Raw genomic sequence first — 15,523 nt, forward strand, 5'->3', positions numbered from 1 at the left:
AGCCGACCTCACCCATGAACCAACGGGGCGTCGCTAGGCGTCCCGCCTGAGCTGCCGGGATCATCTCCATGTCGGGCAATTTGCTTCATCGACAGCCAATCCTCCGAAGGCCAGACGGCGTCGGCGGCGCCTTGCCGGCGCTGACCCTCATCACCCTGTTCTTCGTGGTGCCGGTCGTCGCGTTGCTGTTGCGCAGCGTAACCGAACCCGTACCGGGCCTGCAGAACTACGCCACCCTGTTTGGCGACGGCACCTATGTGCGGGTCTTCCTCAACACCTTTCTGGTCGCCACCGTCGTCACTGCCGTCACCGTCATCGTGGCGTTTCCAGTCGCCTGGATGCTGGCAATCATGCCGCCTGCCCTCGGCTCGATCGTCTTCGGCATCATCATCCTGTCGATGTGGACCAATCTGCTCACCCGCACCTATGCCTGGATGGTGCTGCTTCAACGCACCGGCGTCATCAACCGGACGCTGATGGATATTGGGCTGATCAGCGAGCCGCTGCCGCTGATCAACAACCTGACCGGCGTCACCATCGGCATGGTCTATATCATGCTGCCCTTCATGATACTGCCACTGGTCGGAACCTTGCGCGCCATCGATCCGATGACGCTGCGCGCCGCCGCTCTGTGCGGTGCGAGCCCCTTCGACGCCTTCCGCCGCATTCTGCTGCCCTTGTCGCTTCCCGGAATCGCTGCAGGCGGCCTCATGGTTTTCGTCATGTCGCTCGGCTATTTCGTGACGCCGACGCTGCTCGGCGGCACCTCCAACATGATGCTCGCCGCAATGATCGCCCAGATGATCCAGTCCTTGCTCAACTGGGGGCTCGGAAGCGCGGCGGCTTTCATCCTGCTTTTGGTCACCATGGCGCTCTACGCGCTGCAGCTGCGCCTCGTCGGCGCCAAGCGCATGACAGGAGGCATCTGAGATGCTGCTCGACTACGACCGGCTCGGCTGGCTGCGCGCAGCACTGCTGGGTTTCACCGGCCTGGTTGCCGCGTTTCTGCTGCTGCCGGTGGTTTTCATCGTGCTGCTGTCGTTCGGGTCGTCGCGGTGGCTGGCTTTTCCGCCACCAAGCTGGACGCTGAAATGGTATGAGGAGCTCTTCGCCGATCCGGCCTGGCTCGAAGCGGCGCTAACCAGCGCGCGCATTGCGACCATGGCCGCGATTCTTGCCGTCGTCATCGGGCTCCTGGCTTCTTTCGCCCTGGTCCGGGGACAGTTTCGCGGGCGCAACACGCTTCGCGGCCTGCTGCTGACGCCAATGGTGCTGCCGGTCGTGGTCTTCGCCATTGCCATCTATGCATTCTTCCTGCGGATCGGGCTCGGCGGAACCACGGCAGGCTTCGTCATCGCCCACACGGTCCTGGCACTGCCCTTCGCCATCATTCCGATCACTGCGGCACTCGAAGGTTTCGACAAATCCATCGAGGATGCGGCGATCGTCTGCGGCGCAAGCCCATTCGAAGCAAAACTCCGGGTGACCTTGCCGGCGATCAAGATCGGGATCTTCTCGGCGGCGATCTTCGCCTTTCTCGCCTCATGGGACGAGGTGGTGGTCGCGATCTTCATGGCCAGCCCGACCTTGCAGACCCTGCCGGTCAAGATCTGGGGCAGCCTGCGCCAGGATCTTAGCCCGGTCATCGCTGCGGCCTCCAGCCTTCTCGTTCTTCTGACGCTGAGCCTGATGATCGTAACCGCACTCATTCGGCGGAAATTGTCGAAATGACCGAACCGTTCCTCTCCATTCGCGACCTGCGCAAGGCGTTCGGCAGCTTCGTCGCCGTGCACGATGTCACCATCGATATACCCAAGGGCGAATTCCTGACCTTTCTCGGCCCTTCCGGCTCTGGCAAGTCGACGACGCTTTACGCGATTGCCGGCTTTCAGCATCCGACATCCGGCAACGTTCTTCTCGAAGGCAGGTCGCTGCTGTCGGTGCCGTCGCACAAGCGCAACATCGGCATGGTGTTCCAGCGCTACACGCTGTTCCAGCATCTCACCGTCGCCGAGAATGTTGCCTTTCCGTTGCGCGTGCGCCGCCGGCCGGACGCCGAGGTGAACCGAAAAGTCGCCGAGATGCTGTCGCTGGTCCGGCTCGAGAGTTTCGGCGGCCGATATCCTGGCGCACTTTCCGGCGGACAGCAGCAGCGCGTGGCGCTTGCCCGGGCGCTGGCCTACGATCCGCCGATCCTCCTGATGGACGAGCCGCTCTCGGCGCTCGACAAGAAGCTGCGCGAGGAAATCCAGGCCGAGATACGGCGCATCCATCGCGAAACCGGCGTAACGATCCTGTACGTCACCCACGATCAGGACGAGGCGCTGCATCTTTCGGATCGCATCGCCCTGTTTCGGGACGGGCGCATCGAGCAGATCGGCACCGGTGAGGACCTCTATCTGAGACCTGCGAGCGAATTCGTGGCCAGCTTCATCGGAAATTCCAATTTCCTGCCGGCCGAGCATCTTGAAACCGTCAACGGCTCCGCCACGATCCGCCTGGCCGATGGCTCGGTTGTCTCTGGCGTCAGGATCGATCAGGACTTCAGCCATGGCCAGAAGACCAGGCTGATGGTGCGGCCGGAAGCGTTCCGGCTGCAACCCGGCCCGGCCACTGCCGGGCTTGCGGTCGAATTCATCGACACCGCTTTCTTCGGCGAGCGGCGACGCGTCATCGCGCGCACGGCCGCCGGCCAGGAGATCGACGTCAGGCCGACATCCGACGTGGCGCAAGCACATGAAGGCATCGCCTCGCGCAGGCAGATTTTTTTCGATCCCGCCGCCGCATTTCTGTTTCCGGCCTGACGGGCGCGCTGGCGGTCTGGAACGAATCTCAGGCAGCCGGCGCCTCGATGGTGACGCCGTATTTGGCGGCGATGGCCACGACCTTTGCCATTTCCGGCATGCCGGCGGCGGTCGCGGCGTCCATTTCCGCGAACATCTGATCAAGGCCGCAACTCGGCGCGCAGAAGACGAGCACGCGAGCCGGCTTGTCGCCGACATTGCGGATGGCATGGCGCCGGCCGCGTGGGCCGAAGAAGAAGCCGCCGGGCGCAACGCGATGGGGCGCGGAGTCGCCCTCGAATTCGATGACGAGTTCGCCGCTCAGCACATAGAAGGCTTCATCCTCACGGGCATGGGTGTGCGGTGGCGTTCCCGCGCCCGGCGGAACCACGGACTCCCAAAGCGAGAAGGACCCGGCGGTCTCGGCGCCGGTGGCTTTGTGGATATGGGTGATGCCCAGAACGTTGAGCGTCGAGCCGGCCGCCGGCGGCGAACGAACGCTTCGGCTGCGGTAACTTTGGCATCCATCGTCGACCTCCTTTGTGGTTCAGTGGCTCACCAAGAGAGATAAGCCCGTTCTCGCCCGTCGATTAGCCGGAATTATGTGGACATGCTGTCCGGATTTCAGGACAATCCGACGATGGATCCGCTCGATGGAATCGCTGCGTTCGCTCGCGTCGTGGATAGCGGCAGCTTCTCAGCGGCGGCACGGCACCTCAAATTCTCCAAATCCGCTGTTAGCGCCCATGTGCAGCGGCTCGAGGAGCGCCTGGGCATTCGCCTGCTCAACCGCACCACGCGTCGACTCTCGATGACCGAAGCGGGCGCAGCCTACTACCGACACTGCACCCGGATTCTCGCCGAAGCTGAAGCGGCGGAACAAGAAGCGAGCGCGCTGCAGCGCGAACCGCGCGGCACCCTTCGCATATCGGCGCCCGACAGCTTTGGCTGGATGCATGTGGTGCCGGCCGTCCCGGAGTTCCTCAGGCGCTATCCGGACCTTTCCGTCGACATCGCCTTGAGCCCGGCGCATGTGAGCCTGGTCGATGAGAAGCTAGATCTGGCGATCCGCATCGGCGTGCTCGAGGATTCGCCGCTTGTCGTGCGCAAGCTCGCGCCATCCCGGCTCGTCGCCTGTGCTGCACCTGCTTATCTCAAGGAGCGTGGAGCGCCGAGCGACCCGGGCGACCTTTCCAAGCACAACTGCCTCTGCACCAGCGTCCTGCCTTGGGGCGATGAATGGCGCCTTGCCGGCAAACGAGACGAGGTGCGGGTGGCCGTAGGCGGCAGCTTCCGCAGCAACAATGCGGAGATGCTGCGCGTTGCGGCGCTCGATGGCATCGGCATCGCCCTACTGCCCACTTGGGCGGTAGCGGAACCGCTGCGTACTGGCGCGCTGCGACGCGTGCTTGATGCCTGGGAGCCTCCAGCCAGCACGATTTATGCCGTCTATCCCAGCAACAGGCTCATGTCGATGAAGGTCCGTGCCTTCGTCGACCACCTTGCGCGATGCATAGGGCGTACACCGTATTGGGACGAAGGCCTTTGAGAGGAGCGCCTGTTCTAGATCGTTTCGAGGTACGGCAATCCATTTGATCCGGCCGCGCAACTTTCTCCCTGAATGCCGTCAACGACCGTCTCCCAATCGGTCAGAAAACCTGCGATCTTAATCTCAACAGGGAATTTCGGCGGTGGCTTGAAATTTCCTTGGTTTCGACCAGGTACTGAGGTTACGCCGGCCGCCAGGTGAGTTTTTTGGCTGCAAAAGCGTCGCTTGCAGGGCCATCAAACCGGCAGCCTCGCAGCGTTCAGTGGCGACGACCGCCCGGTTGCGCCGGTTCTTACTCGCGATAGCTGGAGCATCTGATGCCGACCCGCCCCTATGCCATCCTTGAAGCGCCGTCCGCACTGGGTCTGGCGACCGACGGCGTGGAGGGCTTGCCCGGTCGGCTGCTGGAACTGGGCCTCGCCGAACGCATCCATGCGCGCCGCGCCGGGCGGCTGGCCGTCCCGACGAAAGACCCGAAGCCCGACCCTGCCACCCTGACGCTGAATGCCAACGCGATCGCGGCGTGGTCGCCCAAGCTCGCCGACGCCGTGGAGGAGGTGCTGGACGCAGGCGAATTCCCGGTGGTGCTGGGCGGCGACTGTACGATCTTGCTGGGTCCGATGCTCGCGCTGCGCCGGCGCGGTCGCTACGGCCTGTGCTTCATCGACGGCCACGCCGACTTCTTCCAGCCCGAGGCCGAGCCCAACAGCGAAGGCGCGTCGATGGACCTGGCCTTCGTCACCGGCTACGGGCCGGCGCTGCTGACCGACCTGGAGGGCCGCCGCCCGTTGGTTCGTTCCGAGGACGCTGTCGCCTTCGCGTTTCGCGACCACGAGGACCAGGCCGAATTCGGCAGCCAGCCTTTGCCAGCGGAGCTCAGGGCCTACGATCTGCACGCCATCCGCCGCCTGGGCGTCGAAGCCGCCGCCCGGGCGGCCGTTGGCCAGCTGACGCGGGCGGAACTCGACGGCTTCTTCATCCATCTCGACGCCGATTGTCTCGACGATGCGATCATGCCGGCGGTCGATTTCCGCCTACCGGGCGGGCTGTCGTGGGACGAGCTGTCGGCGGCGCTCCGGATCATCCTGGCGAGCGGAAAGGCGGTTGGACTCGAAGTAACCATCTACAATCCGCGCCTCGATGAGGACGGCAGCGCCGGCCGTGGCCTTGCTGATGTCCTGGCCGCAGCCCTCGGCACAGCCGCGCCCGCTTAGTATTGAAATCAATAACAAAAAATTTGCTGACGGCGGGCAAATCCGACACCGTGACCCATTCACCTGGACCGGCCCTTTTCCCTGTTGATGAAATCAAGGATCAGGTGAGCTGCCGTTTTCGCACGGGTTTCGAGCAGGAGATGACCGGCATCGAGGATATGGGCGTCCATCCGGGGAAGCGCCTCGATCCAACTCATGGTTTCGGCGAGTTCGAAGAAGGGGTCATGGCGACCCCACACCATCAGTGCAGGCGGCTGGTAGGCTTGCAGATAGCCCTGGATCTCTGCGAAGCGACGCACATAGTTTCCATAGTCCGCCAGAAGGGCACGTTGTGCCTCGAGCCGTCCCGGCAGGCTCATCACGCGCCAGTCCTCATCCCAGTTTTCGGCAGCAATGGACTTTGCGATATCGTCGGGCAGGCCCCCGACATACTGATACCGTGTCCCTTCCCAGGTCAGATGAGCAGTGGCGGCGGCCTCATTCTCCGCGGTGGGCTTCGACCAATAGGCGATGGTGTCTGCCCATTGGCGGCCGAATCCACTGGTATGAGCGTTGGCATTCTGGATGATCAGACCCCTCACCAGCGCGGGTGCATGCATCGCGACATGAAAGCCGACTGGCGCGCCGAAATCGTGAAGGTAGATGAAGCGAGGACCGACGGAGAAGTGGTCGAGGACTTCGAGGATTGCGTTCCCCATTGCTTCGAAGGACATCGAGGCGAGGACATCGGACTCCCCGAACCCCGGAAGATCGGGAGCGATGACGAACAGGTCGTCGAGGAGCATCGGGGCCAGACGCCGGAACGTGCGCGCTGAACTGGGAAAGCCGTGCAGCAGCAATAGGGCGGGACTGGAGGGATCCCCTCCGACATCCACCGCGAGACGGCTTCCGCCCATGACACGAAGATAGTGCCGGATCATCGCAGGCCTCCTTCTTTCGCGGAGCCATTGCTCGCTTCGCCCGCCGTTCTCTCGGATTTATTCTAAATCTATGGGTTACGTCGCGCTATAGCGTGCTTGCGCAGTACGCTCGGACGGGCAAAAATCACTCCCAGTCGATTGCTTTTGAGGGACAATCTGTTTCCTCAAACACAGGCGCAGTCGGACTCTTCGGGATCCCAGCTTTCCACCTGTCTCCCAGAATGATCCCGCGCCTTACCCGCCGCCTGGATGATGGCAAGCAACCAGGCGACCGTCTCCCGTGCTCTGCAGAAGCGGGCGCTCGTTGCGGCACGTGGAGGTAGCAGCCGGGCAACGGGTGTGAAACCGACACCCGGAGGGTGGGTTCATCGGGCTCGGCAAGTCACCTTTCAGGACGAGCCGCGCGCGCCGCGCCCGATCGACGCTAGGTGTCGGTACTGCGGAACGCAGTACCGCAGTGTAGTGGTGCCTGGGTGCCGCAAAGACCAGATCGGTCGGCCCGCTCTCCACGATCGATCCCAGATACATGACGGCCACTCGCGTCGAAATCTGACGCACTACGGACAGATCATGGGCGATGAATACGTAGGTCAGGTTGAACTCCTCGCGCAGATCGGCGAGCAGATTGACGATCTGAGCCTCGATCGAAACGTCGAGCGCCGAGACCGGCTCGTCGGCCACGATCAACCTTGGCCGGAGTGCCAGCGCGCGAGCAATGCCGATACGCTGGCGCTGGCCGCCCGAGAATTCGTGGGGATAGCGCGACGCGTGCTCGGGGGACAATTCAACCCGGCGCAGAAGCTCGGCGACGCGGTCCGCCATTTCCGATGCCGTGAGGCGCTCATGGATGCGGAACGGATCGGCCAAAAGATCGCCGACGCGCCGACGCGGATTGAGCGAGGCGCTCGGATCCTGAAAGACCATCTGCATCTGTCGCCGCAACGGACGGAGCTGGCGCTGGGACGCGTCGGTAATGTCGCGGCCCTCGGCGACGCGCAAGCTTGGCGCGCGAAACCGCTTCCACGCCATCGCGCTGGCTGCCCACTACCGGCTGCTCGAGCCGGAGCATTGAGGCTCTCCGCCTGAGGGCCACCGGCCCCCGCCAGGGCAAACCTATAAATAGTGCTAGCTGTAAATGCGCCGGGCCGCTTAGTACCGTCGGCCGCAAACAAGGCTTGGGAGGGTCCGTCACTATGGTTCCTGCCGCGCCATGACGCGGAGCTTGGAACTGTGACGGCACATGCGACCACCGAAGGATTTAGCGACTACCGGGATTACCGCACCTGGTATCGCGTAATCGGAGATCTCAACTCGGGCAAGCTGCCTTTGGTCGTCGCTCACGGCGGGCCGGGTTGCACCCATGACTATGTCGATTCGTTCAAGGAGTTGGCCGATACCGGGCGGGCCGTCATCCATTACGATCAGATCGGCAACGGCAAATCGACCCATCTCCCCGACAAGGGCGGCGACTTCTGGACCGTCGATTTCTTCCTGGGCGAACTCGATGCGCTGCTCACTCACATTGGCGTAGCCGACCGTTACGCCCTGCTCGGCCAATCCTGGGGCGGCATACTCTCCGCTGAACATGCCGTGCGACGCCCCGCCGGGCTCAAGGCATTGATCCTAGCAAACTCGCTGGCCTCAATGACGCTATGGGTGGAAGGCGCGCTGCAATTGCGCGCCGGGCTGCCGGCCGATGTGCAAAATGCGCTTGACCGGCACGAGGCAGCCGGGACCACCGATCACCCGGATTATGTTGCGGCAACCAAAGCCTTCTATGACCGCCACGTCTGCCGTGTCCTTCCGACGCCGCCGGAAGTAGCCCGGACATTCGCGGCAATCGAGGAGGATCCGACGGTTTATCACACCATGAACGGACCCAATGAATTCCACGTCATCGGCACCATGCGGAACTGGACCATCGTCGAGCGCCTGCATCTGATCGAGGCGCCAACCCTGGCGTTCCGCGGATTTTACGACGAAGCGACCGAGGCCTGCGTCCAGCCCTTTCTCGATCATATTCCCGATGTCGAAGGCATGGTCTTCGCGAATTCCAGCCATATGCCGCATGTCGAGGAGAAGGACGATTGCCTCGCCGCCGTCGGACGCTTTGTGGCCAAATACGATTGAGGTCCGCGCTCCACAGCAGCCTGTCTTTGCGCAAGCTTATCGTGCCGGGCTTGGCCTTGCATTTATCCTGATGCGTTCCGTCGTTCCTTGAGCGCCTGGGCCAGGAAATCCTTGACCGGATCGAGAACCGCGTCCCGTTCGTGGGCTACCCCGGGCAGCAAATCAAAGCGCACGCGCACACCTGCTTCCTCGAAAGATCGACACAACGTCCCGAGGCGTTCCGGCCTCGTTTGTCCTGCATCGTTGGCGCCCGGCATCCAATGGGTGCTGCCCTGGATATGGGTGATTTCCCAGGTCTCCAGGTCGGCATCGCCGACGATCATCTGGACAGGCACTTTTGCCAGCGCGGCGGCATCGAAGGTGATGCCGAACTTCTCCGGCAGGTCGCGAATGCCCACCCACCAATCCCGCGCGGGATCGAGCAAGGTCACTGAGCCCGGCGCGCCGATCGAAGCCGCCCATAGCCTGTCGGGATGGAGGATGGCTAAGCGGTGGGTGAATTGCCCGCCGCCGGAAAATCCGAACATGGCGAAGCGGGTCCAGTCCTGACGGTATTTGGCGCTGACCTCCTCGATTATGGCGAGCAGCACCTGATCGTAGCGGATGTCGCCCTCGATCATGTATTTGTATCCGCTGCGGGCATCGTCGCCGAGAACGCCGATTGGAAATAGCGGGCACACAATGGCGCAGTCGTTCCAACGTCCGAATTCGGCGAACGCGTCGCGGAAGCCCAGGAACGAGGTGCGGCCAGTACCGTGGATGGCGACCAGCAGATCGACTTTGGCGCCTTCCCCCACCGCAGGCGGCACATACAGACAATAATGGAAGCGTGGGTCTGATTTCGAAGCAAAGATGGCGGTCGCGCCAAGATCGTATGTAGCGCGGCCGCGATCCGCAACGGACTCTGTGGCGATGCTCGTCAAGTTCACAACTCCTCAGACAGGTCTCGGCATTCATGGCCAGCGTATACTGGTCGGCTCGCGTCGTGAACTAAGGTCCTTCCGGGCACCCACGACGAGGACCTCACGGTGCATCGGATCAGGGCAACGTCGTTGAAGACGATCTCGCTGAGTCCCGAGAGCATCTTTTCGCGCTTGGCATCATCCAGCGTCCGCTTAGCTCGCCGACAGCCAATGAGGTAGCGAGTTGAGCCAGAGCCAAACATCACACGACTTCCTCGGCAGATTGCGACGAGGGGTGTAGCTCCGGAACGGTGAAAACCGGCACCTCGCCCTTGAAGCCTTGGAGTTCAAAGGCGCCCGCCTGGACAACCGGCATCGATGCCCCTTGCGCAAATCCGGGACCAAGCACCAGGGGGATACTCAGCTTTTTGGTCGTTGACTCGAGCCGTGCCGTGCGGTTCACCGGCGAGCCGATCGCGGTGTAATCGAAGCGCCGTTCGGAGCCGAAATTGCCTACGGAGCAGATGCCAGTCTCGATGGCGACGCCGATTTCGATAGGGGGGTGCCCGCGCGCGGTGAACGCGGCGTTTTCGCGCTTCACCCGTTCGATCAGGGCGAGCCCCGCTTCGAGCGCGCGCTCGCGATGATCTGGCTGATCAAGCGGCGCGTTCCAGAAAGCTAGCACGGCATCGCCCATGAACTTATCGATGGTGCCTTCGCGCTTGAGTATCTCATCGGTCGCAAGGCCGAGGAAGTGGTTGACCACCTTTCCGATTTCCTGGGCATCGAGTTGTTCGCTCATCGTCGTGAAGCCGCGTATGTCACTCAGCAGGATTGTGATCTCGCGCTTCTCTCCGGACAGGATCGCTTCGGTGTCCGAATTTGCGAGGCGTTGCACCACGGAGGGCGACAGAAATTGCGAAAACTGCCGGGCCAGGGTGGACCGGCGCTGCTCGCTGCGCCTGTAAAGGGCATAGCCTTCGAAGCCAGCTACGAGGATCGTCGCAAGCGCCGGCTGTAGTGGGTCATAGAGCTTACCCTGCAGGCTGTATTCGAGAGCGCCGAACGCGAAGGGCGTGGCACCCAGGAGCGCCAGAGCGAGGGCGCCAAGGATGACTCGCTGGGCGAGAACTCCCGAAAGCCCGATGAAAACGATGCCACTGAGGACCAACCACAGCCGCTCCAGCGTACGCGCTTGCGTTGGCTCTACAAGATAGCGCGCGGCAAGCATCTGGCCGATTGCATCAGCGTGTATGTCCACGCCTGGTCGCGCCGGACGCGCCGGGGTGGGCAGATACTGCGTCAATCCCACGGCTGACAGATCAACAATGGCGATCGCGTTCCGCAGCAGCGGATCGCCGCGACCCGAAAGGATATTACTGGCAGATATGCGCGGCGTATTGGTGTCGGTTTCCCAGAGGCGGATGCTGCCCTGCGGCTCGAGTGGCACAATGGTGCCGGCCATCCTGAGCGCGTCAAACCCGGCGGCATTCATCCGGGCCACATAGCCGTTCTCTCCGGCGTAGAGGCGCAGGAGTTCGAGCGCGAAGGACGGCCAGAGCTGCACGCCTTGAGCCGTATTTCGGAGCCAGAGCAGCGGCACATGGCGTAGTACGCCGTCGGGATCGGGCAGAGTGCGAATTACGCCTAGGCCTGCAGCGGCGCTCGAGAAATCAGGAAGCGAGCCTGTCAGACCGGTGAAGCCAGGAAGCGTCTCGGGTACTTGCCCAACGATCGACCAGCCGGCTTTGGGCTCTGCTTCTGATACGGTCGCCTCATTGCCTAGGCTGACGGCGAGCGCCGTTCGATTTTTCGCCAGCGCGCTGGCGAGGCGCTTGTCTCCGGCGATGCCATCAGAAGAGATGTCAGCCTCGGGCAGCACCAGCGCAAGCCCGATCACCGCGGCACCGGACTCGGCGACACCATCGACCAGATCGGCCAAAAGGCCACGGTTCCAAGGCCATCGCCCGTATGCCTTAAGGCTCGCGTCGTCTATCGAGACTATGACAACTGGATTGCTCGTCGCCTCGCGCGGGGCGAGGAACTGGTAGAAGTCATACGTACGCTCGCGCAGGCGCGATAGCGGCCCGTCGAAAGCAAAATGGCAAGCGAGCAGCAAGAGTACGACCGCAAGACCAGGTATTTTCCGCCTGGCAGCCCGCCGCCAATCAAGCGAGGGGCTCATGCCGATCGGCCGGCCTTACCGGCAATCGGGAAAGCAGTCATCATTCTCATCATCCACCCCGCTGCCTACAGGGGGCGTTGGGCTGTCAGGGAATTCCATGGCCACGCCGGGCAATGCGCCGTCGGTGGACTTGCAGGCTTTGAGCGAATTGCCGAGTGCTGACGCACAAATCGCGCTTACGTTCAGCCCCGGACCCGGTTCGCCTGGCAGGCCGGTGCCGGCTATTCGATCGATGCTGTCCAAAATCGGGAACGCGTCGATACCGCCGTAGCCGGTCAGCAGTTTGTCATTGTCCGACGTGCAGGCGTGGCCCGGGTTTGTGATCACGAGCTTGCGACCATTCATCATGCAGGTCATGCGGCCGGCGCGCAGTATGCCGACGGTCTGACCAGCAATCACAAGCACCTCAATGATGCCACCTCTGGCTCCGAGCACCATGTGTGGCGTCGCAACTTGCATGTCGCCGCCTTTCGAAACCTGGCCCCCGTAGAAACGGGCCAGGCCGCTGTTCATCCTGATGTCGATCTTTCCTGATCGGGACCCCGGATTGTAGACGAATTCATCGATCGTCAGGCTGGTGTTCGGACCAATCTTGGCGCTCGACTCGTCCCGGAACACGAGCATTCCGAGACCGGTGATATTGCTGCGCAGCTGGTCGCCGAGTTCGACGCCAGCGCCGACGTTCATCGCCTCGCCGTCATTGCGGATGATGTCGGTCTGGTAGGCCGTCATGGACCCGACCGTTTCAGCGACAGATGGTGCCGCAAAGGCAAGGCAGGCGATACAAGTGGCTATCTGACGATACAGGGTCCTCATCGCGGCCTCTTTCAGTTGAGCGTCAACGTGTAGCTCACGAGCAATTCGAATGAATTACGGTCGCCGCTGGCGATCTCGAAGTCGGTTTCGCGATAGGCGAGGTCGACACTGACCTTCTGCCATTCAGTGAGCTGAAAATCGCTTTCCGAGGCAATGCGCCAGAAGTCGCTTTCTATGTTCGTGCCGATGCCGAAGGACAAGTCGGGAGTGTCGCTGTGGCCGGCCGAGACGGCGACCTGATGAGACCATACGAACAGGTCCGGTACTTCCATCAGCACGCCGCCGTAGCGGACCTCTCCCATATAGCTGCGGCCGATTTCGCCAGCGCCGGAGGCGAAATCAGTCGAGCCGACCAGGCGCAGTCCGAGCGCCTGGCCATTGCGGAAGCGGTAGCTGCCGCCTGCCTCATAGAAGACCCTGCTATCGGCGAAGATGCCTTTCGAGCCGCTTAGATCGATGTAGCCTGCACCTGCAAAAAGCGTCGTCTCGACGGTGGGGCGCACGAGGAAGCGCCCACTTAGACCGACGCCGGTCTCGTGGATATCGCTGTCGAAGCGATCTGTAACAGCGAACGCGGAAAGCAGCAGCCGTAGCGAATCGATCCCGCTGTTGGGCAGTCCCTTGTCCAAGGTAATCGCCGCGTCGCCGTGGATAAAAGTCTCCTCATCTCCGGGAACCGAGAGGTCTTCTGTGAAAAAGCGCTCTGTCGCTGCCAGCGAGCCCGAGAGGACAAGCGCGTCAGAACTTGGCGTGCCGAGGTCCCATCGGACAAAACCTTCCGCCCGCCCATAGGGCGAGACCAAGGTGCGGTCGTCTTCGGCCCCGCCCGGCTCAAAAACGGTGGATGCGCTGAACATGCCGCCAGTCAGAGCGATTTCCCAGGTGACGCCACGTAACGCGCGCTCGCTGCGGGCGAGCAGGCGAACGGCTTCCTGCTGCTCATCCGCGGACAGGTCCCCGACCTCGAGGCCGTACTGCGCCTGCCGCCGGGCCAATTCATAGGAGCCGACATAATAATACAACCGGCTGGCCGAGAGCCGGGCGCGCGCATCGCGAGGATGTTTGATGAGATACTGCTCGATCGACGAGATCGCCTGATCGTACTGCCCTGCGTTCACGGCAACTGTGACGAATTGAGCTAGCGCTCCGTTGTCGGTCGGATTGGCAATGCGGGCCGAAAACGCATCGTCATAGGCCGGATAGAGACCTTGTGCGCCGGCCGGCAATATGCCGGTACAAAGCAGCGCCGCGGCGAAGCCGAGGATCATTGAAAACGAGGAATGCATGCCGAGAACCCACCCCAACCCGACTAGTGCAGCGGATCTAGCACGCCTGCACGAAAAAAAGCGACAGAACTGTCAGGAAACCTCCGAGTCTTCAGCAGCTGTTGCAGCTGCGCAACAAACTATCGCGTTCATTCGCATTTCGCCTACGCTGGTCGGTCAAACATCTTCTCAGCGTTGCTTGGCTTCCAGCAAGTATTCTCTACAAACGGCAACTAATCCAAATCATAATCAGCGGTGGATGCGCAGCCGACAAGATCAATATCGTTTGCGCGATTCTCCACGTATCTGGTCGCCGCACGACGCATCAGGGTCACATGGAGCTCATCCGAAGGTCTTCCGCCGCGTTGCGCAAGCGCTCGGAGAGCTGGCGGTCGATGCTTCTCAGGACGGCCTGCGCGATGTGCGGCTTAGCCTTTGTTATCTTGTTGAACGCCGACGAGGTCACTTCATAGGCAACAACGTCCTCGTCCGCGATCACGTCCGTCGAGCGCGCCTACAGCACGAGCATGGTGGCCAGTCCCAGCATCAGGCCCATGCCTACAATATCGGTCACCGTCGTGAGGAAGATCGCGGAAGCCACGGCCGGATCGGCGCCGACCCGCCGCAGGCCCAACGGGATCAGCACGCCGGAGATCCCGGACATGAGGCACGATCCGGACATGGCGAGCAGGATCACAAGCGCCAGCATGGGCGCCTGGGATGCCGACTCCGGCTGCCGTGAAGCGTAGAACCACATGGCCGCAGCCGCGACCAGACCGACGAGCAAGCCGTTGGCGATCCCGAGCGCTCCCTCCCTCAGCACCAAGTGCAGCTTCGGTCGTTTGTCCACATCCCCTAAGGCGAGGCCACGCAGCGTAATAGCCAGCGCCTGACAGCCGGTGTTTCCGCTCTGTCCGGCCAACACCGGGAGGAACGCCGCCAACGCGACGATCTTCTCGATCGTGCCTGTGAACGAGCCGACCACGAAAGCGGCTATGAAGGCCGTCAGCAGGTTGAGCTGCAGCCACGGATGACGTTTCAAGAAGGCTGAAAACAGCGGAGTGAAAGAACGCTCCTCCTTCTGGACACCCACCATCTGGCCAGGCTGGGCAGAAATCTCGATGATTTGCTGCTCGAACAGCCGCCAGCCGCGAACCTGCCCGAGCAGCCGGTTCTCCGCGTCCACCACCGGATAGACAGGGTAGTGACGGCGTACCGCCGCCTTGCAGGCTTCGCTCAAAGGCATATCGACGTGAAGGGCGAAAGGACTTGCCAGCATAATTTGATCCACCGTCGCGTCGGCCTCGCTCAGCATCAGATCGCGCAAGACCACTAGGCCAACCAGTCTATCGCCCTCGTCCGTGATATAGAGGTAAGTCAACTCGGTCGGCACCTGCGCGCGCCTGACGGCCTCGACCGCGGCGGCTACCGTGGTCCCGACAGCAACGCTGGCGGGGATCGGATCCATCAGCTCAACGATGGCCTCGGGGATCGCGAGATCCTTGCCGTCGGTATGAGATTTGATGGGCCTCCTTTGCGAGGGAAAATGCTCCGCCACCTTCCGGGCGTGCTTATCCGGTAACAACTTTAGTGCGTCGCGGATGAACTCGGGAGACTCTCGGGCTAGCAATTCAGCCGCGTCGTCAGGGGCTCGAGCACGCAGCGTGCGCACCAACTTCTGAATGTCGTTCTCTTCCCTCATCTGTTCCCCTAAACTCTAATGTTGCGCCTCTGAGCTTATAGACGGAACCGGTTCGCT

General features: G+C 62.3%; 15 protein-coding genes. 6 read left to right on the forward strand and 9 right to left on the reverse strand.

The annotated features are described in order from the left end of the window. Positions 1–68 precede the first annotated feature (68 nt). Genes AC0L15_RS11875 through AC0L15_RS11885 form a run of 3 tightly spaced genes read left to right on the forward strand, consistent with a single transcriptional unit; the run spans position 69 to position 2,804 of the window. Positions 69–929, forward strand: a complete 861-nt coding sequence (locus tag AC0L15_RS11875) for an ABC transporter permease (RefSeq protein WP_287063140.1) — start codon at positions 69–71, stop codon at positions 927–929. 1 nt (position 930) lies between these two features. After that, positions 931–1,731, forward strand: a complete 801-nt coding sequence (locus AC0L15_RS11880; protein WP_091597346.1) for an ABC transporter permease — start codon at positions 931–933, stop codon at positions 1,729–1,731. After that, the gene (locus AC0L15_RS11885) at positions 1,728–2,804 is read left to right on the forward strand and encodes an ABC transporter ATP-binding protein (RefSeq protein ID WP_287245523.1); all 1,077 of its coding nucleotides are present in this window, start codon (positions 1,728–1,730) and stop codon (positions 2,802–2,804) included. Before AC0L15_RS11880 ends, AC0L15_RS11885 begins: the two co-directional genes overlap by 4 nt. Positions 2,805–2,832: 28 nt before the next feature. Here AC0L15_RS11885 and AC0L15_RS11890 read toward each other — a convergent pair whose 3' ends face one another. Then, positions 2,833–3,243, reverse strand: coding sequence for a cupin domain-containing protein (locus tag AC0L15_RS11890; protein ID WP_353813009.1), 411 nt, complete (start codon positions 3,241–3,243; stop codon positions 2,833–2,835). A 180-nt stretch (positions 3,244–3,423) separates the two neighbouring features. Here AC0L15_RS11890 and AC0L15_RS11895 point away from each other — a divergent pair, with 180 nt between their 5' ends. Both AC0L15_RS11895 and AC0L15_RS11900 read left to right on the forward strand, forming a co-directional pair. After that, entirely contained in the window at positions 3,424–4,332 is a 909-nt protein-coding gene (locus tag AC0L15_RS11895; RefSeq protein ID WP_473496371.1) for a LysR family transcriptional regulator, read from the forward strand. Positions 4,333–4,649: 317 nt separating this feature from the next. Beyond that, a complete protein-coding gene (locus AC0L15_RS11900) occupies positions 4,650–5,546 on the forward strand; it encodes an arginase family protein (protein WP_287236822.1) in 897 nt (298 codons plus the stop codon). A 59-nt stretch (positions 5,547–5,605) separates the two neighbouring features. Here the strand turns inward: AC0L15_RS11900 and AC0L15_RS11905 are convergent, their stop codons facing one another. Then, complete coding sequence (locus AC0L15_RS11905) at positions 5,606–6,466, reverse strand: alpha/beta fold hydrolase (RefSeq protein ID WP_287063150.1); 861 nt, start codon at positions 6,464–6,466, stop codon at positions 5,606–5,608. Between the two features lie 234 nt (positions 6,467–6,700). Then, complete coding sequence (locus AC0L15_RS11910) at positions 6,701–7,465, reverse strand: ABC transporter ATP-binding protein (RefSeq protein WP_287245528.1); 765 nt, start codon at positions 7,463–7,465, stop codon at positions 6,701–6,703. Positions 7,466–7,696: 231 nt separating this feature from the next. On the opposite strand from AC0L15_RS11910, the gene AC0L15_RS11915 reads away from it, so the two are divergent. Continuing rightward, on the forward strand, positions 7,697–8,596 hold the full coding sequence (locus tag AC0L15_RS11915) for a proline iminopeptidase-family hydrolase (RefSeq protein ID WP_287245530.1): 900 nt from the start codon (positions 7,697–7,699) through the stop codon (positions 8,594–8,596). A gap of 62 nt (positions 8,597–8,658) precedes the next feature. Here AC0L15_RS11915 and AC0L15_RS11920 read toward each other — a convergent pair whose 3' ends face one another. From AC0L15_RS11920 to AC0L15_RS11945, 6 genes are all read right to left on the reverse strand, one after another. Continuing rightward, positions 8,659–9,519, reverse strand: a complete 861-nt coding sequence (locus AC0L15_RS11920; RefSeq protein WP_287063155.1) for an alpha/beta hydrolase family protein — start codon at positions 9,517–9,519, stop codon at positions 8,659–8,661. 241 nt (positions 9,520–9,760) lie between these two features. Continuing rightward, a complete protein-coding gene (locus tag AC0L15_RS11925; RefSeq protein WP_287063157.1) occupies positions 9,761–11,683 on the reverse strand; it encodes a CHASE2 domain-containing protein in 1,923 nt (640 codons plus the stop codon). Positions 11,684–11,698: 15 nt separating this feature from the next. Continuing rightward, positions 11,699–12,415, reverse strand: coding sequence for a FecR domain-containing protein (locus tag AC0L15_RS11930; RefSeq protein ID WP_473496372.1), 717 nt, complete (start codon positions 12,413–12,415; stop codon positions 11,699–11,701). A gap of 95 nt (positions 12,416–12,510) precedes the next feature. After that, positions 12,511–13,785 (reverse strand): tetratricopeptide repeat protein, encoded by a 1,275-nt coding sequence (locus tag AC0L15_RS11935; protein WP_287245533.1) that lies wholly within the window; start codon positions 13,783–13,785, stop codon positions 12,511–12,513. 310 nt (positions 13,786–14,095) lie between these two features. Continuing rightward, complete coding sequence (locus tag AC0L15_RS11940) at positions 14,096–14,263, reverse strand: hypothetical protein (protein WP_287245535.1); 168 nt, start codon at positions 14,261–14,263, stop codon at positions 14,096–14,098. 15 nt (positions 14,264–14,278) lie between these two features. Further along, the gene (locus AC0L15_RS11945) at positions 14,279–15,466 is read right to left on the reverse strand and encodes a magnesium transporter (protein WP_023800409.1); all 1,188 of its coding nucleotides are present in this window, start codon (positions 15,464–15,466) and stop codon (positions 14,279–14,281) included. Between the last annotated feature and the right edge of the window lie 57 nt (positions 15,467–15,523).

This window comes from Mesorhizobium sp. WSM4846 (genome assembly GCF_055811415.1).

Coding starts and splice junctions, on each gene's coding strand:
- AC0L15_RS11885 (WP_287245523.1), top strand. CDS start 1,728: ATGACCGAACCGTTCCTCTCCATTCGCGACCTGCGCAAGGCGTTCGGC.
- AC0L15_RS11925 (WP_287063157.1), bottom strand. CDS start 11,683: ATGAGCCCCTCGCTTGATTGGCGGCGGGCTGCCAGGCGGAAAATACCT.
- AC0L15_RS11900 (WP_287236822.1), top strand. CDS start 4,650: ATGCCGACCCGCCCCTATGCCATCCTTGAAGCGCCGTCCGCACTGGGT.
- AC0L15_RS11935 (WP_287245533.1), bottom strand. CDS start 13,785: ATGCATTCCTCGTTTTCAATGATCCTCGGCTTCGCCGCGGCGCTGCTT.
- AC0L15_RS11930 (WP_473496372.1), bottom strand. CDS start 12,415: ATGACGGCCTACCAGACCGACATCATCCGCAATGACGGCGAGGCGATG.
- AC0L15_RS11905 (WP_287063150.1), bottom strand. CDS start 6,466: ATGATCCGGCACTATCTTCGTGTCATGGGCGGAAGCCGTCTCGCGGTG.
- AC0L15_RS11895 (WP_473496371.1), top strand. CDS start 3,424: ATGGATCCGCTCGATGGAATCGCTGCGTTCGCTCGCGTCGTGGATAGC.
- AC0L15_RS11880 (WP_091597346.1), top strand. CDS start 931: ATGCTGCTCGACTACGACCGGCTCGGCTGGCTGCGCGCAGCACTGCTG.
- AC0L15_RS11875 (WP_287063140.1), top strand. CDS start 69: ATGTCGGGCAATTTGCTTCATCGACAGCCAATCCTCCGAAGGCCAGAC.
- AC0L15_RS11945 (WP_023800409.1), bottom strand. CDS start 15,466: ATGAGGGAAGAGAACGACATTCAGAAGTTGGTGCGCACGCTGCGTGCT.